Consider the following 18,414-nt stretch of genomic DNA (forward strand, 5'->3'; position numbering starts at 1 on the left):
GGCGGGGTCGGATCGGACATGTCGCGTTCCAGGGACACTTCTCGGGTGCGGTCACGGGTGGGCGACGCCGGGCGGGCCGACGGCCTGACCGGCTTACCCAGCTTCGCAGGCAGGGTCAAAGCCGTCGTGCGCAATCATTCCGGCTTGCGGAAGCGCAGGGTCATCCGGTCGCTTTCACCGATGGCGTCGTAGGCCGCGCGCTCGGCCTCGGTCAGCACCCGGCCATCGCCTTCGCTGCGCCGGACGGGGGGCAGGGTCCAGACCCCGAAGGCGTGCTGGCGATCATCGGCCGGATTGGCGTTGAGGTCGCTGGAGGCCTCCAGTTCGAAGCCTGCCTTGAGGGCTGCGGAAATCACATAGGATTCGGGCACATAGCCGGTGCCGGCGGTCTGATCGACGTCCGATCCGGCCGGGGCACGGTGCTGTTCGACCGCGAGGATGCCGCCCGGGGCCAGCGCGTCGAAGAAGGCAGCCATATAGGCATCGGTGCGGCCCGCGCGGTGCCAGTTGTGGAAGGCCCGTGCCACCAGCACAAAGTCGGCCTCCCCGGACGCGACACCCATGGTCTCCAGCGGCCGGTTCACGGCCACATAGCGGCCCCCCGTGGCCGCGGCGTAGGGCTGGAGGATCTCGCTCCACCAGCCGGCCCGGCCGGGCTCGATCTCGACGACCGTCAGGCCGGGGCGCAGGCCCCAGAAGGTCAGGCTTTCATAGGGATGACGATAGACGTCGCGCGCCCGGTCGGCCTCGGCGCGGCTGTCCGAGGCGATCGCGGCCTTCAGCACCTCGTCCTCCTGGACCATAGGCCGGATCAGGGCCGGGTCCTGCGCGGGACGGGGCGTCTGGGCCAGGGCGGGGCTGGCCAGGGCAAGGCCGGCGATCACGAGCAGGGGCAGGCGAGGGGCGTGGGACATCGTCGAATTCCTCGATCAGGGGGTCAGCCCGAGAGCCTTAAGGCACCGGGGCGCGAGGGCAAGCGATCAAAGGCCCGGCCCGTCCTGCGGGGCCGCGACCGATTTTCGCATCATCCGCAATCGCCCGCCTCTTGACGGGGGGAAACGCCATCCCAAATCCCTGTTCAGGAGCGCCGATGTCGGGCTCCCGGGACGAGCGGCGCCGCAGAGCGGGTCGTATCGCCCATCACCCCGCCGTCCGGGCAAATCGCCGGGCGGATCAACCTTGCTGATCCCAGGAGGATGACATGCGTACCTTTGACCTGACCCCCCTTTACCGTTCCGCCGTCGGCTTTGACCGTCTGGCCGGCATGCTGGAGAGCGCCGCGCGCACCAGCGAGGCGGGCTGGCCCCCCTACAATATCGAGACGACCGGCGAGAATGCCTACCGGATCGAGCTGGCCGTCGCCGGCTTCACGCCCGAAGAGCTGACGATGGAGGTCAAGGAGAACCTGCTGACCGTCACCGGCAAGAAGGCGAACACCGGCGAGGACCGCACCTATCTGCATCGCGGCCTGGCCGAGCGCGACTTCGAGCGTCGCTTCCAGCTGGCCGACTATGTGGTGGTGACCGAGGCCCGGCTGGTGAACGGCCTGCTGACCGTCGATCTGAAGCGCGAGCTGCCCGAGGCGCTCAAGCCCCGCCAGATCGAGATCGTGACCGGTCCGTCGGCGATCGAGGGCAAGGCCCAGTCGCGGCCCCAGCCGAAGATCGAGAAGAAGGCCGCGTAAGCCGGCTGGTCTTCCTGTAAATCCCCAATCGACTTCCGGCCCGGGTGGTTCGCCATCCGGGCCTTTTTCGTGTGCGGCCTAGCTGCGGCGCAGGGTGATGTACCAGGCGCCCTCGCCCCCGTGGCGCCGGTGGGCCGGGGCATAGGCGGCGACCACGCCGCGCAGGGCGTGCCCCCTCAGCCATTCGGGGAGGGAGGCGCGGATCACGCCTTCGCCGCCGCCCGCGCGCCGGCCGTGGCCGGTGATCACCAGCACGGCGCGGAGCCCCCGGGTCTGACAGCGCGTCAGGAATTCCGTCAGCACATCCTCGGCCTGGAAGCGCCCATGGCCGTGCAGGTCCAGTCGCGCCTCGATCGGATCGCGCTCGCGCGCCAGACGCCGGTGACGGCGGGCGTCGAGGTCCGCGGGCGGGCTCTGCGGGCGGACGACCGGGGCGGGCGGCGCCGCCGGGGGCTGGCCCGAGGCGGCGCGGGGTCGCCGGGTCGGGGCCGTGTCGATGGGTGGCATGGCCTCGACGGGCATCCGGCGCGGGGCCAGCGGGGTCACGGTCGAGGTCACCCGCCGCCAGAGCGGCGCGCCATCCTCGACCGGCGGATCAGATTCGCGGGTCATCGACCGGTTCGTCGCCGCCGGCCGGCCCCGGGTCCTGGGTCAGCAGGTCGCCCGGCTGGCACCCCAGCTCGCGGCACAGGGCGTCCAGCGTCGAAAATCGCACCGCCCGGGCCTTGCCGGTCTTCAGGATGGACAGATTGGCCACGGTCACGCCCACCCGGTCGCTGAGCTCGGTCAGGGACATGCGCCGCTCCAGCAGCAGCCGATCAAGTTGGACGCGGATGGCCATGGGTCTCTCGGGGGTACGCTCAGATCGTCAGTTCGGATTCGCGGCGCAGGCGGGCGCCCTCGCGGAACACCTCGGCCAGCACGAAGACCACGAGCACGGAAAAGGCCGGCGTGACAAGGTTGAACAGGCTGGGCGGGTCCATCACGCCGCGGGCGAGGCGCGAGACTAGCATCTGGCCCAGCCAGACCCCGCCGGTGACGATGGCGAGGATCAGGCCGATCTGCTTGAGACGGCTGACATTGTCGGGATGGAAGGGGTCGCCCAGCGTCAGGGTGCGGAAGATCCGCCGCAGATGGCGCAGGATCAGGGCGAAGCCGCCGAAATAGCCGATGAAGGCGCCGATCCCGAACAGGGCATGGGCGCGGGGCAGGGGAATGCGGGTGCCGCCGGTGTCGGACATGACCGTCAGCCCGACCTGGTCCATGGGAATGACCGCGACCACGGCAAAGACCAGACAGGCCAGCAGGGTCATGAGGATCAGGAGGCCGTAGGCGATATCCAGGGCGGTCTTCAGCAGGCTGGATACGGAACCGGGACCAAGCGCCCGGAAGGCAGGAAGGATACGGCGGGGAAATCGAGGCGAAGGAAGGCGCATCGGAAGGCTCGCCGGCAGGATCGACAGGCGATCAGGGCGATCGCCGCGCGGGTGTCCGGCCGTTCAGGCCCGCGCGGACTCTACAATCGCGGTGTTTGTGGGCAGCGTCAAAGTCGGAAACTTCAAGGCCGGGCCGGATCAGAAGGACTGGACGAGAAAGGCGACCAGGGCGGTCGGGATCGCGGCCAGAAGGGCGACGTTCAGGACGACGGTGCCGATACGGTCCATCATCATGGTGACAGGCATGGCGTTCATTGTTCTTCTCCATAGTGCCCTGAGAGGGCGGGTTTTGCGCTTATTTTCGCGCGGTTGAAATGTGGTTGCGCTTTGAGCCTTCGGCAAGAACGTTGCAACCCCTCGTCCTTGAAATAATAGATAGCCCTGCCCCGCCGAGAAATCACGTTACATATCGTTTAACGATGTTAAACTTTGGCAATCCTGAGCCGTGGAGTGACCCGCCCGATGAAACTCAAATTAATCAAGGGGATGCAGCTGCTCGTCGCGACCCACAATCCGGGCAAGGCGGTCGAGATTTCCGCCCTGCTGGATGGAAATTACGACGTCGTCACAATGAGTGATCTGAATCTGCCCGAACCGGACGAGACCGAGAGCACATTTTCCGGAAATGCCCTCTTGAAGGCGCGCCATGCGGCCGAGGCCTCGGGGCTGGTGGCGCTGGCCGATGACTCGGGTCTGTCCGTGCGCGCCCTCGACGGGGCGCCGGGCATTTTTTCCGCCCGATGGGCCGGACCGGACAAGGATTTCTCCCACGCCATGGCCAAGGTCGAACAGCGAATGGAAGAGATCGGCTCGGACGACCGCCTCGCCTGGTTCACCTCGGCGCTGGCGGTGGCCTGGCCGCAGGGGCCGGCCGTGGTGGTCGAGGGACGGGTGGACGGCACCCTGACCTATCCGCCGCGGGGTGAGCGCGGGTTCGGCTACGATCCCGTCTTCATCCCCGAAGGCCACGACCAGACCTTTGGCGAGATGGAGCCGACCTACAAGGACAGCATCAGCCACCGCGCCCGCGCCTTCGCCCTGCTGAAAGACGCCCTGATTGACTGATGCCCCGCCGGGTGTCGCCCTTTACGTCCACTGGCCGTACTGCGCGCGCATCTGTCCCTATTGCGACTTCAACGTGGTGCGGGCCCGTGGCCGTGAGGCCGAGGCCGGTGCGCTGGCCGACGCCCTGCTGGCCGATCTGGAGGCCCAGGCCGCCCGGCTGGGGCCGCGCCCGCTGGTGTCCATCTTCTTCGGAGGCGGCACCCCCTCCCTGATGCCACCGGGCCGGGTGGCCGAGGTGATCGCGCGGGCGCGCGACCTGTTCCCGACGACCGATCCGGTCGAGGTGACGCTGGAAGCCAATCCCACGGACGCCGAGGCCGACCGCTTCGCCGCCTTTGCCGCCGCCGGCGTGACGCGGCTATCGCTGGGGGTGCAGTCGCTGGATGATGCCGCGCTGGCCTTCCTCGGGAGGAACCACTCGGGCGAGGAGGCCCGGCGGGCCGTCGCCCTCGCCGGGCGCCATTTCGACCGGCTGTCGATCGACCTTATCTATGCGCGGCCGGGCCAGACGGTGGACCACTGGCGCGCCGAACTGCTCTGGGCCCTCGACAGCGGCTTTGAGCATGTGTCGCCCTATCAACTGACCATTGAGCCCGAGACCGCCTTCGGGCGCGCCGTCCGGCGCGGCGTCTGGAGCCCGCCGGACGAGGCCCTGGCCGCCGATCTCTATGACGCGACCCAGTCGATCCTCGGGCAAGCGGGGTTCGAGGCCTATGAAGTGTCCAACCATGCCCGCGATCCGGCGGCCCGCTCGCAGCACAATCTGCATGTCTGGCGGGCGGGCGATTATCTGGGTCTGGGCCCCGGAGCCCATGGGCGCCTGACCCTCGACGGCCAGCGCACCGCGACCGTCGCCCATCGTCGCGTCGCCGACTATGTCGCCGGTGTCGCGACCGGGTCTCCCTGGTCGGAGGTCACAGCCCTGTCCGCCCCCGAGGCCGATGAGGAAGCGGTGCTGCTGGGCCTGCGCACCGTCGAGGGGGTGGCTCTCCCCCGGCTGGGGCGGCTGAGCCTGTCGGTGGACTCCGCTCCGCTCGGTGATCTGGTGGCCGACGGCTTCCTCGTCCGCACGGGTGACCGGATCGTCGCCACCGCACAGGGGCGCCCCGTGCTGGATGGCGTGCTGAAGGCGCTGCTCACCTGAACGTGCTTGAGGTGGTGCCTCGCGGCTGGCACGTTCCCGCCGATGACTGACCCCGACGCTCCCCCGCTCTGGACGGGCACTGCCCCGCCGCCCCGCCGCGTCGACCCCGGCCTCTATGTCGTGTCGACCCCGATCGGCAATCTGCGCGACATCACGCTCCGGGCGCTGGATGTACTGGCCGCCGCGGATCTGGTGCTGGCCGAGGACACACGGGTCAGCGCGCGTCTGCTGACCGCCTATGGCCTTCGCGCGCGGCTGGAGCGCTGCGACGACCATGCCGCCGAACGGGCCATCCCCGAGGTGCTGGAGCGGCTCGAGGCCGGGCAGGTGGTGGCGCTGGTGTCCGACGCCGGCACGCCGCTGGTCAGTGATCCTGGCTATCCGGTGGTGCGGGCCGCGGTGGCGGCGGGCCTGCCGGTCTTCCCCATTCCCGGAGCTTCCAGCCTGCTGGCGGCCCTGACCGGGGCCGGTCTGCCCAGCGACCGGGTGCTGTTCGCAGGCTTCCTGCCGGCCAAATCGGGCGCCCGGCGCACGGCGCTGGAGGGGCTGAAGGCGCCCGGCCAGACGGTGGTGCTGTTCGAAAGCGGCCCGCGTCTGGCGGCCTCGCTCGCCGACATGGCCGAGGTTCTGGGCGAGCGCGACGCCGTCGTCGCCCGCGAACTGACCAAGCTATACGAGACATGGGTGCGGGGGCCGCTCGATCAGCTGGCCGGTGACCCGCGTTGCCAGTCGCCGAAGGGCGAAATGGTGATCGTCATCGGGCCTGCCGCCGAGGCGCCGGCCGATGCCGCGACCCTCGATCAGGCCCTGACCGCCGAACTGGCCGATCGCTCGGTGTCCGAGGCCGCCGCCCGCGTGGCCGAAAGCCTCGGCCTGCCCCGGAAGCAGGTCTATCGCCGCGCGCTGGAGCTGTCGGGCCGGTGACCCCGACCGTCCCCGACCGGCGCGAGGGACGGACCCGCAAGGGCCGGCTGGCCCACTCCGAAGGTCACGCCGCCGAATGGACGGCGGCGGTCTGGCTGATGCTGAAGGGCTATCAGATCCTCGGCTTCCGGCTGAAGACGCGCCACGGCGAACTGGACATCCTCGCCCGCAAGGGCCGGGTGCTGGCGGCGGTAGAGGTCAAGCGCCGCGCCACGCGCGAGGCCGCGCTTGAAGCGCTGGGCCCCGTCCAGCACGGTCGGCTGGTGCGCGCCGCCGCCGCCGTGCGCAAATCGCGGCCGGGTCTCAGGGCCCTGACCCTGCGGCTGGACCTGATCGCACTGGCGCCCGGGCGTCTGCCGCGCCATATCCGGGGTCTGGCCGCCGAGACCGACCTCGACGGCCGCTATCGTCTCTGATCCGAAAGGTCCGCCATGCTCAAGGTCGCCATCCAGATGGACCCGATGGAAGCGGTCGACATCGCCTCGGACACCACCTTTCTGATGGCCCTGACAGGACAGGCGCGCGGCCACCGGCTGTGGGTCTATGACTTCCGCACCCTGGCGCTGGAAGACGGGCGGCTGTTCTGCCGGGCGCGTCCCGTCACGGTTCAGGAGAAACAGGGCGATCACGCCACCTTCGGCGACCGGGTGCGGCTGGACCTCGGCGCCGATGTCGATGTCGTCCTGATGCGTCAGGATCCGCCGTTCGACATGGCCTATGTGACGGCCACCTATCTGCTCGAGACCATCCATCCGCACACCCTGGTGGTGAACGATCCGGCCGAGGTGCGCTCGGCGCCGGAGAAGCTGCTGGTCGCGCAATTCCAGGGCCTGACCCCGCCGACGATGATCACCGGCGATGTGGTGCAACTGACTGACTTCCATGCACGCCACGGCGATGTGGTGCTGAAGCCTCTGCATGGCGCCGCCGGTTCGGGCGTGGTTCGGCTCAAGGCCGGCGACCCCAATCTGGCGGCCCTGGTCGAGATCCACGCCATGGGCTCGCGCGATCCTCTGGTCATCCAGAAATTCCTGCCGGCCGTGTCAGCGGGCGACAAGCGCATCCTGCTGGTGGATGGCGAGCCGGTCGGGGCGATCAACCGCGTCCCGCAAAAGGATCAGGTCCGCTCCAACCTCCGCGTAGGCGGCACGGCCCAGCCGGTCGAACTGACCGCGCGCGACAAGGAAATCTGCGCCGCCATCGGCCCGACGCTCAGGGAGCGCGGCCTGATCTTCGTCGGCATTGATGTGATCGGGGACTGGATGACCGAGATCAACGTCACCTCCCCGACCGGGGCGCAGCAGCTGAAGCGCTTTACCGGCATCGATGCCACCGACCGCATGTGGGAGGTGATCGAGGCGAAGCGGACGGCCGGTTGAGCCCACACGGGTTCACAACCCGGCATTTGACAACCAGTGTTCGTTCATGATCTGTTCCTGTCTGCGGGAGCGGAGGGACGGTCATGGTCGCGCGGGTGGTGACGGTTGCGTTCGACGGGGTGGATGCCCGGCGCGTCGATGCCGAGGTCCAGATTCTGGGCGGCGAGGGCACCCAGGCCAGCTTCACCCTCGTCGGACTGCCGGACAAGGCCGTGGCCGAAAGCCGCGAGCGGGTCCGGGGCGCCTTTGCCGGGATCGGTCTGGCGCTGCCGTCGCGGCGGATCATCGCCAATCTGGCGCCCGCCGACCTGCCCAAGGAGGGCAGTCATTTCGATTTGCCGATCGCCCTGGCCCTGCTGGCCGCCATGGGGGTGATCGCGCCCGATGCACTGGACGGCTGGGCCGCGCTGGGTGAGCTGAGTCTCGACGGCCGGATCGTGCCGGTCAGCGGCACCCTGCCCGCCGCAGTGGCGGCGAACGGCATGGGGCTGGGGCTGATCTGTGCCGAGGCCAATGGTCCCGAAGCCGCCTGGGCGGGTCCGGATGTGGCCGTGCTGGCGCCCCGCTCGCTGATCGGTCTGATCAACCATTTCAAGGGCAGTCAGGTGCTCAGCGCGCCGCGTCCGGGCCCGCTCAAGTCGAACGGCCCGGTGCCCGACCTGAACGAGGTGCGCGGTCAGGAAGGCGCCAAGCGCGCGCTCGAGATCGCGGCGGCCGGCGGGCACAATCTGCTGTTCATCGGACCACCCGGCTCGGGCAAGTCGATGATGGCCCAGCGCCTGCCCGGCCTGCTGCCGCCGCTTACGCCAAAGGAGCTGCTCGAGACCTCCATGGTCTGGTCCATGGCCGGGTTGATCGAGCGCGGGGGCCTGACGCGCGAACGGCCCTTTCGCGCGCCCCACCATTCAGCGTCGATGGCGGCCCTGACCGGCGGCGGGCACCGGGCCAAGCCGGGCGAGGTATCGCTGGCCCACAACGGCGTGCTGTTTCTGGATGAACTGCCCGAATATTCGCCCCAGGCCCTCGATTCCCTGCGCCAGCCGCTGGAGACCGGCGAGGTGATCGTGGCGCGCGCCAACGCCCATGTGCGCTATCCGGCGCGGGTCCAGCTGGTGGCCGCCATGAACCCCTGTGGCCGTGTTGCTTTGTTACCTCTTGTTCCGGCTTCCGGTAGGTGCAGGAGAGCTATCTCCACGTCGGCCCGGCCGACCGTGATGCGATCAGTGATCGCTTCAACTATCTGTCGCTTCTCCTCGTGCGGCAGTTCTTCCCATTGGGAAGTGAGGTTGCGAGCTTCGCCCAGGGCCTCGGCTCGTGAGGCGGTCGATATCCGCAGAACGTCGAGGTCTGCCTGGAGGCGCGGGAGCTCTTCCTCTAGCTGCGTCCGGCGCTCGGAGAGTGGGCGGTGTCGCCGGCCGAAATCCTGCTTCGAGAGCTCCCCGGCTGCATAGAGCTGGAACGCGGTATTTTCCTCTGAGGCAATCCGCTTCAGTTCGGTTTCAGCCGCAACGATCAGGCGCGACTTCTCATTCATCGCTTCGGCCGCAGCGCGGTTATGTGCCTCGATTTCGTCAGGCGAGACGAGGAAGTGATGGAGTTGTTCCTTGTAGATGGCTTCGAGGTCCATCACGGGGATTTTGTTGCGACAGGCCGAGCAAATGTATTTGGGCGAAGCCTTCCAGACGTACATCTTCTGGCCGCAGTCGCAGAAGGCATAGCCAGAGAACAGGTGTGCAGACTTTCGAGCCGGGCGCTTCACGCCAGCACGCTGCGTGGCGACTAGTCGCGCGCACTCATCCCACAGTGCTTCCGAAATGATCGGCTCGACCGATGTGTATACCCACTCGCTCTCGGGCTTCAGCTGCCACGAACGGTTTCGATCACTGGTCTTCGTGTAGTTCGCCCGATGGAGCCCCTTCGCTGTGGGGTCCTCCAGGAGCCGCGTGACGGTCGTGTCGGAGAACATAGAACCGTTTCGTGTTCGGTAGCCGCGCTCATTGAGGATGCGGGCTACGGTCTTGCGCCGACGATGTTCGAGGAACAGCTCGTGGACCAGCACTCGCACCGGTGCTTCGTCAGGATGCGGCTCAAGTTTTTTGTCGACCCAGCGGTACCCGAACGGAGCGGCACCCCCTAGCGGTTTCCCTAGCTTCGCCCGCACCGGAACGGATGCTTGGACACGTTCGGCGATCTCCTCTCGCTCCCACTGCGCCATAGCGGCGATCATGGTGAAGAACAGCCGGCCGGCAGGGGAGCTCGTGTCGATCGCTTCCTGCAATGAAACGAGGTCCGCACCACAGGCCCGAAAAATCTCTGAGAACTCGAGCAGCTCTCGGGTGTTGCGGGCGAGGCGAGCGAGCTTGGAGAAGACGAGACCCGAGATCGCACCGCTCCGGATGTCTGCGAGCATCCGCTTGGCTTCGGCATGGCCCATCACGGACTTGCCGCTCACGGCTTCCAGTCGATAGGTCTCAACAACCTCCCAGCCCCGGGCCTCTGCATAAGCCCGAGCGCGGCGTTCATGATGTTCTGGACTTTCGCCGCGGACTTGATCCTCGGTGGATACGCGCAGCCAGATCCCGATGGGCTTGGACACTTCGCGAGTGGGGCTGGTCTCCATGGCAGTCTCCCTTCGTGGCAGAGTCTACGCGCTTCCGGCGGAAGGCCAAGCCTGAAGGAAGAGCTGAGGGGCCTTGCCCCTCGCGCCGGCCAGGGGTCGCGGCTGCGCCGCCGAGGAGCCGGTATCCCCAATCTTCCTTCGTCTTCGACTCCGTGCAGATCGGGTGATCCCCCTCCGGCCCCTCGCCCTGGCCTTTGCTACCCCCAGTCTCGCCGACGGGCAGGGGTGTGGCGCGCTTTGCGTCCACACCCCAACCCAACGGAGAGAGACCATGACAACCACTGTAGATACCCCCACCGCTGACCACGGAAGCGTCCTGTTCATTCCGCTCAACCTGCTGAAGAAGTCCCCGCGCAATGCGCGTACGACCCCGCACACGACGGACGCCATTGAGGCGTTGGCCGCCAGTATCGCTGCCAAGGGCATGCTCCAGTCCCCGGTCGTCGAGCCAGAATGCGACGAGACAGGAAGCCCCACCGGCAACTACTTCGTCACCATTGGTGAAGGACGCAGGCAAGCCCAACTGCTACGGGTCAAGCGGAGGCAGATCGAAAAAACAGAGCTGATCCGCTGCTTGATCGATCTGGAAAATGACGCCCACGAAATCAGTCTCGACGAAAACGTCACCCGCTCCGCCATGCATCCGGCAGACCAGTTCGAGGCCTTCCACCGTCTGGCCGAAGAACGCGGTCTGGGAGCGGAAGATATCGCCGCTCGCTTTGGCGTCACCGCGACCGTGGTGCGTCAGCGCCTTCGTCTTGCGGCGGTGAGTCCTCGCCTCATGGAGCACTATCGGAGCGGCGACCTGACTCTCGACCAGTTGATGGCCTTCACCGTGACGGAGGACCATTGCCGACAGGAAAGCGTGTGGGAGAACCTGCCCAGCTATGATCGCAACCCCTATACCATCCGGCGACACCTCACCCGGGACCGCGTGTCTGCCAGAGAGCGCCGGGCGATCTTCGTCGGCATCGAAGCGTATCAGGCAGCCGGCGGCGTCGTAGAGCGCGATCTCTTTGCGGAGGACGGAGGCGGCTATCTTGCCGATCCGGCGCTACTCGACCGACTGGTCCGCGAAAAGCTGCTGTCTGTTGCCGAGCAGGTGGTGGCAGACGGCTGGAAATGGGCATCGCTGGACGTTGAGCATGGTCTTCGGCGCGTCCGTCCCATGCTTCGGAATCGTACTCCCGAGGAGGAAGACACCGTCGCCGCTCTGCGATCCGAGCAAGAAGACCTCCAGACCACGGAGGAATGGACCGACGAATGCGAGGCCCGATATCAGGAGATCGTTCGCGAAATCGATGCGATTGAAGCGGGTCGGCTGTGCTTTGATCCCGCTGACATGGCCAGTGCCGGAGCCTTCGTAACGCTTGGAGACAGTGGGCAAGCCCGCATCGACTATGGCTACGTTCGGACGGAGGAAGAACGGCCTGAGAAGGAGCCCGAAGCAGAAAAGGCAGAGGGGGAGCAAGTCGACACCGACCCTCCAATCGACGGCCTCACTGCCCAAAAAAGTCCCGCGCCCTTGTCCGACAAACTGGTGGCGGACCTCACCGCGCATCGCACTATGGCCCTCAGGGACGCGCTCGCTAGTCAGCCCAAGGTGGCGTTGATCGAACTGCTCCATGCTTTGGTCATGCGGACCTTCGAGGACTGCATCGGGGAAGGGAACCTCCTCCAAATCCGTCCCCATCACACCGCTCTGTCCCAGTGGGCAGCGGGTATCGAGGAAAGCCCCGCAGGCCGGGCGGTGCGCGCGCGACACGAGACATGGGCCATCCGGCTGGTCACGCATGACGAAGGTCCCCGGTCCTTCGTCTTGACGCTCTCGGACAAGGAGCGGCTTTCGTTGCTCGCCCACTGCGTCTCGCTCACGGTCAATGCGGTTGTGAGCCGGGACCGCGATTGGTGCGAGGACGATACGGCGAGTGACCTGGCCCGCAATCTGTCGCTCGATATGAATGCCTACTGGCAGCCCACCGCCGAGAGCTACTTCTCCCGCGTGAGTAAGGGCCGCATCATTGAGGCGGTGTCCGAAGCCGTCTCTTCCGAGGCTTCCCGCCGTCTCGAAGGGGCAAAGAAGGACGTGATGGCCGAATTCGCCGAGACGCTGATCAGGGGCACGGGCTGGCTGCCCGAGCCCCTACGGCTTGGTCGTAAAAAGAGCGATCAGACCCGTCTTGCCTGAGTATCACAACGGCCCCCATTACGAAGCGGCCTGAGCCCTCAGGGCTCCGGCTGCTTTACTTGTGAAGGATCAGGTCTGCTGGAGGTCGTCGAGCAGCGTGGACGCACCGAGCCGATAGTGGGTGAGCACGAGCGCGGCAGCTGAGAACAGCGACATCCGCGTATCCTCCGCATGCCACGGCTTGCGGCGTTTGGGCAGGCGGTGGTGAAAGGTATCCACGTGGCGCGCCACCGCTTCAGCAATCTCGTCGCGCGTTCGGGCGCCAACCGTGAGGAATGTGGCGGCTACGTCAGCCCGAGTATAGACCGCAACCTCTAGGCCTCGGTCTGCGCCGAACGCCTTAATGGCGCGACAGAGCCGCGTGATACGGTCGGCACGGATGGCGTCAGGCCGCTCGTGGGCCTCAAGGACCATGGTGTGTGGAGAGAGGCGATCAATAAGTGCCCCGATCTTGGAGAGGCACACGCTGTTCTTGTTGCGACGGGCCTCTGATCGACCCCAATCATAGACGTAGAAAGGACTGCTAAACGCGACCCATCCAAATCCATGGCGGTCGGGATGGACGGCGAGCGTCAGGTTCGAAGGATGGGCGCTCATTACGCGCTTGGGCTAGCATCGGCACGATGGGCCATAGCGGTCAAAAGGCGTCGCTTGGTTTCGGTGGCATAGTCCTTCCGCGCTCCGAGCGCGCGATCAAGTTCGGCCGCCTGGGTCATCACGGTATCTTCGACAGCACTGTAGAGGCCCGGAAACAGAGCGCGTGGCGACTGGCCAAAGATGACTTGCAAACCGAAGGCCAGCGAAGTCCCGGGAATAAGGTCGCCGGTTTCGATGCGGGAGATGACGCTTTGTGAGATTCCTAATAGCTGGGCGAGCTCAGGTTGCGAGAGCGCCCAGCGCCGACGGGTGCGACGCACATAGGTGATGTGGGGCATGAGGGCGTGGGTTAGCAGCGACCGGAATAAAGGGGATCGCTCCAACCATACTCGCCCGAATAGACATGCTTTTGATGGGGGTAATCTATGCGCTCTATGCATACGCGCGCGCTGCGCGCGCAAATCCAGGCGCCGCCTGATCTGCCACGGCGTTCGGTTGAACGATGCCGTAGCGGACAGCGAGCGTCTCGACCATACGCCGTTCGCTTCGCGGGATCACATAGACCCCTCTCACGCGTTCCGTTCGGAGTCTCAGCTTCGTGCGCAAGACGCTTCCAACCCACTTGCAACTGCGAGGCGGCTCGTCCGGGTCCTGGGCCTCATTGAACAATCGCGTGGCGTCCGACACCGATACCGGAGCTTTGGGTGCCCTCTCGAAAGCGTGAAGGAGCACACGGAGCATCGTGGCTTCGAAAGAGGAGGCGCGCTCGTTGAGCACGCGCGCCTCTTCGCCCACGAGCGCCGTGGCGATCCGCTGCCGAACCACTTCGTCGTCAACGAGTGACAGAAGCGCTAGCGCAGTCTGGTTCCGTCGTGGCTCAAGGCCCGGGACGAGGCGGGCCGGATCGGGTCCCACACGATGCCGGGCGTAAAAGCGCCAAGCGAGGAGCCGATTGCGGAGGGCGGTCGCCTCTACCGACAGACTCTCGGGGAGATGGATCGGAATATCCGAGCGAAGCGGACGTACGCCGGTCTCTTCCGTCAGAAAGCGACTCTCAAGGGCCTTGTCGGCAAAGCTCTCACGCATCCCGATGAGCTTGGGTCCGAAGACCCGAAAGGCATGAGGATTGAGCTCGCGGTGCCGGTTGGACATGGTGCGCAAGACCGGCAGTCCCTTCACCGTTCCATTGTTCAGAATCTTGGTGAGGTCTGCGGTGGCGTCCGAGAAGCGCAGGTCGGCTTCATCAAGGACCAGAGTGCCGCCTATTGCGTCGAGCACATGGAAGATCGGCGAGACGGTTGAGGCACCCGACGCGAAGAAGGGCTTGTAGCAAAGCGACCCTACGGCGAGGAGCGCGCGCGTCTTGCCGGTCCCGTAATCGCCCCGGAATCTGAGGTAGCCGAGCTCATTGAAGGCGTCGTGGACCCAGCTGAGCAATACATAGTGCGCGGAGATCTCTTTAAAGACGGGGGAGAGATCGACGTGGCGATGCAGGAAGGCCTGGATGTCCCGCACCAAGTCCCCCTTGTCCTCAAAGTCCCCGACGGCAGAGGGCAGAAGGACGCAGCCGGTTGAAAGGAGATTGTTGGCGGCGGAATAGGCAACCAGACACTCACCGTTTGGCAGCGCGAAGTCCGGTGCAATGGACACCCGGCCATCGGGGGTACAGATCGCGAGGGACGTTGAGGACTTGTGGACGTCGTACAGGGCCTCGATGAGCGTTCCGTCGTCACAGACCCGCGAGACGATAGGAGTGGTTTGAGCAGGCATGCGACCAGTGTGCGGTCGCGAGTGTGACGACGGTATGGGGTGGTCAATGCCTTCGGTACATGGACATCACCCTGTGTGACCTCTTCCCGAGCGGGCAGGCTTTCCAGATGGAAAGCCAAGACACACAACCGGGTGATTACATCCTCAACCGCTATATCCCCGATGCAACGCCTGAGAAGCGCGAAGAGGCAAGGGCAGCGCTCCTTCGATTCGGAATGACCTTGGTTCGATGGGGCGAGCGGGAGCTCGCCCGGCGAGACCGGGATTCGCAGGAATCCCTCACCCATCGTACAGTTGAGGGGTCATCCCCCCTATGAAAGTCTATTTTGCCTACACCCGCGTCTCGACTGTGAAGCAGGGGGAGCGCGGCTCATCCCTCCAAGAACAGAAGAGCGCTATCGAAGTCTATGCCCGTAAGAATGATCTCACGGTCGCCGAGTGGTTTGAGGAACGAGAAACGGCCGCCAAACTCGGAAGGCGCATGTTCAATCGAATGCTGAGCGCGCTCGGCAAGGAACAGGCTGCCGGCGTCATCATTCATAAAATCGATCGCAGTGCCCGAAACCTCAAGGACTGGGCACATCTTGGCGAATTGATTGATCGAGGGATCGAAGTCCATTTCGCCCACGAGAGCCTCGACCTAGCCTCACGAGGGGGACGCCTTTCGGCCGACATTCAAGCCGTGGTGGCGGCAGACTACATTCGCAATTTGAGACAGGAAGTACGTAAGGGATTCTATGGTCGCCTGAAGCAGGGATTTTACCCGCTTCCCGCCCCGGTTGGGTATCTCAACCGGGGCAAGGCCAAGGCCAAGGAGATTGACCCGCATCAGGGTCCGCTCGTGCGTGAAGCCTTCGAACGATACGGCACAGCCCACTACTCGCTCAGTTCACTCGCAGGAGCTATGCGAGAGCGGGGATTGCGCGGCCGAACGGGGCGACCAATCTCCAAAAACAGCTTGGCGTACATTCTCCACAACCCTTTCTACATGGGCCTCATCCGCATAGAGCGCACCGGAGAGACCTTTGAAGGTTGCCACAAACCGCTTGTGACCAAGGCGATGTACGACAGAGTCCAGGCGGTCATGTCCGGCCGGATCGGTGAGGCGACCGAAAGGCATGATCTTCTCTATCGTCGCATGATCCGCTGTGACCGCTGCAACCGCTCCCTGATTGGAGAACGCCAGAAGGGTCACATCTACTATCGTTGTCATTCAAAGACGTGTCGCGGTACCTCGATCCGTGAGGTCGATGTCGAACGTGATGTCCGAGAGATGTTATCCGCCCTCACCTTTGACGACACGGAGTTGGCGGATCTGCAGCGTGTGATAGCCGCCGCTAACGTCACCCAAGCCGAAGACATCACCAAGCACAAACACACACTCAAGATGGCGCTTGGGCGATGCGAGGATCGCCTCACACGCCTGACAGACGCCTACCTTGACGCCACGATCGATCGTGAGACCTTTGATCATCGCAAGGCCAGTCTGCTGGCCGAGAAGCGGGGTTTGCTCGACGCCCTGGAGGCCCCTGCCTCGAAGAGCCCGTGGGTTGAGCTACTGGAAAAGCTCGAACTCGGAAAAGCCGCCTGTTTACGGTTCGATTCTGGATTTATCGCCGAGAAGCGCGATGCGCTCCAAGACACAACCTCGAACCTTGTAGCAGACGGGAAATGCCTAGGATTTAGGCTGAAATATCCGTTTGACGAGGTCGCGAAATGGCGATTTTCGCATAACGGTCCACCGTTTCGGGTCGAGCCTCGAAAGGAGGGCGCAGTATTCGTAGCGAGCATGGTTCGCCATGCGCCGAGCGCAAAACCTCCTGACGTGCGGCGGCTTGCCGCGGAACTGGGTATCCCACGTGAGCCAGATTCACCCGACGGGGAGCGCGCTTGCGCCGCATAGCCCCAAGTCAAACCGTGAGTATCTATGCATCAAAGCAACAGCCCAGAGCTCAAGTTGGGCGACATCATCCTTAATCGTTATGTGCCCAACGCCATGCCTGAAGAGCGCGAGTGGGCACGAGAAAGACCCTTCCGCTTGGAGCTTCTCCTGGTTCGGGGGGGTGAGCGCGTCAGGGAGGAGAGATGCGGGAGATCGCAGGCAGCTCCCTACCCTAGATTTGGTAGTGGCAGGCAACTTATCCCCAATAGATAGCAAATATCTAGTTTTTCGCACCCGACTCAGTCACCCTTGGTCCCATAATTCCGCCGACTCCTGATTCTTGCCAATGGTAGGATGAGAACGACCTGTATGGGCAATCTACGAACTAGCGCGCAGATCAGTCAGGTAAGCGATGGGGATGTCACGCTGGGCGTCGTGAATCGAAAGGATCTGCCCGAAACCCCAGTGAATTTTCGCGTGACCCATGTTTTTGTATTTAATAGCGATGGCGCGGTCCTGCTTCAGTACATAGCGAAGGGGCAACGAAGCGAAGGTCGGTGGGGAAGCTCGGTCGCAGGGTACGTACTTGCCGGAGAGAAATATGCTGAAGCTGCCCGAAGGAAGATGGGCGCAGAACTTGGCATGCACGCTGTCATACCTCGCCTGATTCTAAAGACGTCGATGCCTGACCTGGGAGCAACAAAATTCATCACCCTTTTCGAGGCGCATGGAGAGGGCCCGTTCACTCTTGATCGAGAACAGGTGGATCGGGTTCGGTTTGTCCAGCCGGATATACTGAGGGCGGAAGTTGACACATACCCCGATCGTTTCACCGCCACCTTCAGGCACCTCTGGGCAGCCTACTTCGCCCAGCAGGGCTGAGCTATTTGAGCTCTATAAAATTGCGATCGAAGAGTATCGCTTTGAGGTCCGGCTAAACTGGGATCGGATGCAATACTATGCCGTGGTGAACAGCGGCATCATTGCGGTTGCGACTGGCCTCTTGACGGGTGCTGATACGAATGGGGCGCTGCTGCTATGTGGTGCGCTCTTCTTTATTGGAATAACCATGGCGATAATCGGAATTAGCGCCATTCACCGAGGCCGTGACTATTACCAAGCGACGGTCTTCAAGAAGACCGTTCTTGAGCATGCGCTCGACCTTCACCAAGGCGTGCCAGGGCTTTCGAATCCCAAGGCGACTTTTGCCATTGCGACTACCAGCGGCATGCAGGACGTTCAAAAGATTTTGGGCGGCCGACCGCCTACGCCCTTTCTGAAACGCGTCTTTCGCAATCGCGTGATCAGCTACTTCATGTGGTTTTTGACGCTTCTGTCGGTGATAAACATCGCCGGCATGACTTACGTCGTTTTCCAGATTTCGGACATCTCCGCTGTCGAGGACTCGTCTCCTTCGAGAGACACGCACATCATCCTCCAGTTCTGAGTGCACTCGCGCGCCGATGAGAGTTCGAGTCCAGAAGGGGTTGGCGCGAGGTAGATCAATCCCAACGAAGAATGAGCCCGTAGGTACGGCCTCTTCCTGCAAAGGGGGCATTTTATGCGCTGGTCACCGTTTCGGGTCGAGCCTCGAAAGGAGGGTGATCTACTCGTCCGGTGCGTGGTCCGTCCGGCACTAAGGGCAGAGGCTCCTGACTTGCTCGAGCACCCTGCCAGCCTGGGCATGTTTGAATAACGAATACCTCCCAGCGGGGAACTTCCTCT

At 64.6% G+C, this 18,414-nt stretch carries 17 protein-coding genes and 1 pseudogene; 11 read left to right on the forward strand and 7 right to left on the reverse strand.

The genetic code is table 11. The features are described 5' to 3' along the window. Positions 1-134: 134 nt before the first annotated feature. Entirely contained in the window at positions 135-914 is a 780-nt protein-coding gene (locus J7346_RS05615; RefSeq protein ID WP_209118627.1) for a class I SAM-dependent methyltransferase, read from the reverse strand. A 287-nt stretch (positions 915-1,201) separates the two neighbouring features. Between J7346_RS05615 and J7346_RS05620 the strand changes: the two genes are divergently transcribed. Then, positions 1,202-1,684 carry an Hsp20 family protein gene (locus J7346_RS05620; RefSeq protein WP_209118629.1) on the forward strand — a complete coding sequence of 161 codons (483 nt, stop codon included), beginning with the start codon at positions 1,202-1,204 and terminating at the stop codon, positions 1,682-1,684. Between the two features lie 78 nt (positions 1,685-1,762). Here J7346_RS05620 and J7346_RS05625 read toward each other — a convergent pair whose 3' ends face one another. Genes J7346_RS05625 through J7346_RS05635 form a run of 3 tightly spaced genes read right to left on the reverse strand, consistent with a single transcriptional unit; the run spans position 1,763 to position 3,120 of the window. Then, entirely contained in the window at positions 1,763-2,296 is a 534-nt protein-coding gene (locus J7346_RS05625; RefSeq protein WP_209118631.1) for a Smr/MutS family protein, read from the reverse strand. Continuing rightward, a complete protein-coding gene (locus J7346_RS05630; RefSeq protein ID WP_209118633.1) occupies positions 2,280-2,525 on the reverse strand; it encodes a helix-turn-helix transcriptional regulator in 246 nt (81 codons plus the stop codon). The genes J7346_RS05625 and J7346_RS05630 overlap by 17 nt, the downstream gene beginning before the upstream one ends. 19 nt (positions 2,526-2,544) lie before the next feature. Beyond that, the gene (locus J7346_RS05635; protein ID WP_209118635.1) at positions 2,545-3,120 is read right to left on the reverse strand and encodes a DUF2975 domain-containing protein; all 576 of its coding nucleotides are present in this window, start codon (positions 3,118-3,120) and stop codon (positions 2,545-2,547) included. A 462-nt stretch (positions 3,121-3,582) separates the two neighbouring features. On the opposite strand from J7346_RS05635, the gene rdgB reads away from it, so the two are divergent. The 7 genes and pseudogenes from rdgB (at position 3,583) to J7346_RS05675 (ending at position 12,440) form a co-directional block, all read left to right on the forward strand. Then, positions 3,583-4,185: an RdgB/HAM1 family non-canonical purine NTP pyrophosphatase gene (rdgB, locus tag J7346_RS05640; RefSeq protein ID WP_209118638.1), complete on the forward strand. Its 603-nt coding sequence runs from the start codon at positions 3,583-3,585 to the stop codon at positions 4,183-4,185. Next, the gene (hemW, locus tag J7346_RS05645; RefSeq protein WP_209118640.1) at positions 4,178-5,329 is read left to right on the forward strand and encodes a radical SAM family heme chaperone HemW; all 1,152 of its coding nucleotides are present in this window, start codon (positions 4,178-4,180) and stop codon (positions 5,327-5,329) included. Before rdgB ends, hemW begins: the two co-directional genes overlap by 8 nt. Positions 5,330-5,371: 42 nt before the next feature. Continuing rightward, the gene (rsmI, locus tag J7346_RS05650) at positions 5,372-6,253 is read left to right on the forward strand and encodes a 16S rRNA (cytidine(1402)-2'-O)-methyltransferase (protein ID WP_209118642.1); all 882 of its coding nucleotides are present in this window, start codon (positions 5,372-5,374) and stop codon (positions 6,251-6,253) included. Next, positions 6,250-6,669 carry a YraN family protein gene (locus J7346_RS05655; protein WP_209118644.1) on the forward strand — a complete coding sequence of 140 codons (420 nt, stop codon included), beginning with the start codon at positions 6,250-6,252 and terminating at the stop codon, positions 6,667-6,669. Before rsmI ends, J7346_RS05655 begins: the two co-directional genes overlap by 4 nt. Positions 6,670-6,684: 15 nt before the next feature. After that, positions 6,685-7,632, forward strand: coding sequence for a glutathione synthase (gshB, locus tag J7346_RS05660; protein WP_209118646.1), 948 nt, complete (start codon positions 6,685-6,687; stop codon positions 7,630-7,632). 83 nt (positions 7,633-7,715) lie between these two features. Beyond that, a pseudogene (locus tag J7346_RS05665) lies at positions 7,716-8,765 on the forward strand (YifB family Mg chelatase-like AAA ATPase); the annotation flags it as partial. A gap of 1,758 nt (positions 8,766-10,523) precedes the next feature. Then, the gene (locus J7346_RS05675) at positions 10,524-12,440 is read left to right on the forward strand and encodes a ParB/RepB/Spo0J family partition protein (protein WP_209118649.1); all 1,917 of its coding nucleotides are present in this window, start codon (positions 10,524-10,526) and stop codon (positions 12,438-12,440) included. 69 nt (positions 12,441-12,509) lie between these two features. Here the strand turns inward: J7346_RS05675 and J7346_RS05680 are convergent, their stop codons facing one another. From J7346_RS05680 to J7346_RS05690, 3 genes are all read right to left on the reverse strand, one after another. Next, a complete protein-coding gene (locus J7346_RS05680; RefSeq protein WP_209118651.1) occupies positions 12,510-13,037 on the reverse strand; it encodes a hypothetical protein in 528 nt (175 codons plus the stop codon). Next, positions 13,037-13,375: a helix-turn-helix domain-containing protein gene (locus J7346_RS05685; RefSeq protein ID WP_209118653.1), complete on the reverse strand. Its 339-nt coding sequence runs from the start codon at positions 13,373-13,375 to the stop codon at positions 13,037-13,039. Before J7346_RS05685 ends, J7346_RS05680 begins: the two co-directional genes overlap by 1 nt. 94 nt (positions 13,376-13,469) lie before the next feature. Continuing rightward, positions 13,470-14,807, reverse strand: a complete 1,338-nt coding sequence (locus tag J7346_RS05690; protein ID WP_209118655.1) for a hypothetical protein — start codon at positions 14,805-14,807, stop codon at positions 13,470-13,472. Between the two features lie 313 nt (positions 14,808-15,120). On the opposite strand from J7346_RS05690, the gene J7346_RS05695 reads away from it, so the two are divergent. The 3 genes from J7346_RS05695 (at position 15,121) to J7346_RS05705 (ending at position 18,136) form a co-directional block, all read left to right on the forward strand. Next, on the forward strand, positions 15,121-16,710 hold the full coding sequence (locus tag J7346_RS05695) for a recombinase family protein (protein WP_209118657.1): 1,590 nt from the start codon (positions 15,121-15,123) through the stop codon (positions 16,708-16,710). A 348-nt stretch (positions 16,711-17,058) separates the two neighbouring features. Next, complete coding sequence (locus J7346_RS05700; RefSeq protein WP_209118659.1) at positions 17,059-17,571, forward strand: NUDIX domain-containing protein; 513 nt, start codon at positions 17,059-17,061, stop codon at positions 17,569-17,571. 67 nt (positions 17,572-17,638) lie between these two features. After that, positions 17,639-18,136 carry a hypothetical protein gene (locus J7346_RS05705; protein ID WP_209118661.1) on the forward strand — a complete coding sequence of 166 codons (498 nt, stop codon included), beginning with the start codon at positions 17,639-17,641 and terminating at the stop codon, positions 18,134-18,136. Positions 18,137-18,414: the final 278 nt, after the last annotated feature.

The organism is Brevundimonas sp. A19_0 (genome assembly GCF_017744255.1).
In the GTDB taxonomy this organism is placed as follows: Bacteria; Pseudomonadota; Alphaproteobacteria; order Caulobacterales; family Caulobacteraceae; genus Brevundimonas.

What these genes read in the sequence shown, in the direction of transcription:
- J7346_RS05620 (WP_209118629.1), top strand. Translation starts at nt 1,202, where the DNA reads ATGCGTACCTTTGACCTGACCCCCCTTTACCGTTCCGCCGTCGGCTTT.
- J7346_RS05690 (WP_209118655.1), bottom strand. Translation starts at nt 14,807, where the DNA reads ATGCCTGCTCAAACCACTCCTATCGTCTCGCGGGTCTGTGACGACGGA.
- J7346_RS05625 (WP_209118631.1), bottom strand. Translation starts at nt 2,296, where the DNA reads ATGACCCGCGAATCTGATCCGCCGGTCGAGGATGGCGCGCCGCTCTGG.
- J7346_RS05630 (WP_209118633.1), bottom strand. Translation starts at nt 2,525, where the DNA reads ATGGCCATCCGCGTCCAACTTGATCGGCTGCTGCTGGAGCGGCGCATG.
- J7346_RS05685 (WP_209118653.1), bottom strand. Translation starts at nt 13,375, where the DNA reads ATGCCCCACATCACCTATGTGCGTCGCACCCGTCGGCGCTGGGCGCTC.
- rdgB (WP_209118638.1), top strand. Translation starts at nt 3,583, where the DNA reads ATGAAACTCAAATTAATCAAGGGGATGCAGCTGCTCGTCGCGACCCAC.
- J7346_RS05705 (WP_209118661.1), top strand. Translation starts at nt 17,639, where the DNA reads ATGCAATACTATGCCGTGGTGAACAGCGGCATCATTGCGGTTGCGACT.
- J7346_RS05700 (WP_209118659.1), top strand. Translation starts at nt 17,059, where the DNA reads ATGGGCAATCTACGAACTAGCGCGCAGATCAGTCAGGTAAGCGATGGG.
- J7346_RS05635 (WP_209118635.1), bottom strand. Translation starts at nt 3,120, where the DNA reads ATGCGCCTTCCTTCGCCTCGATTTCCCCGCCGTATCCTTCCTGCCTTC.
- J7346_RS05675 (WP_209118649.1), top strand. Translation starts at nt 10,524, where the DNA reads ATGACAACCACTGTAGATACCCCCACCGCTGACCACGGAAGCGTCCTG.
- rsmI (WP_209118642.1), top strand. Translation starts at nt 5,372, where the DNA reads ATGACTGACCCCGACGCTCCCCCGCTCTGGACGGGCACTGCCCCGCCG.
- J7346_RS05695 (WP_209118657.1), top strand. Translation starts at nt 15,121, where the DNA reads ATGAAAGTCTATTTTGCCTACACCCGCGTCTCGACTGTGAAGCAGGGG.
- J7346_RS05680 (WP_209118651.1), bottom strand. Translation starts at nt 13,037, where the DNA reads ATGAGCGCCCATCCTTCGAACCTGACGCTCGCCGTCCATCCCGACCGC.
- J7346_RS05615 (WP_209118627.1), bottom strand. Translation starts at nt 914, where the DNA reads ATGTCCCACGCCCCTCGCCTGCCCCTGCTCGTGATCGCCGGCCTTGCC.
- gshB (WP_209118646.1), top strand. Translation starts at nt 6,685, where the DNA reads ATGCTCAAGGTCGCCATCCAGATGGACCCGATGGAAGCGGTCGACATC.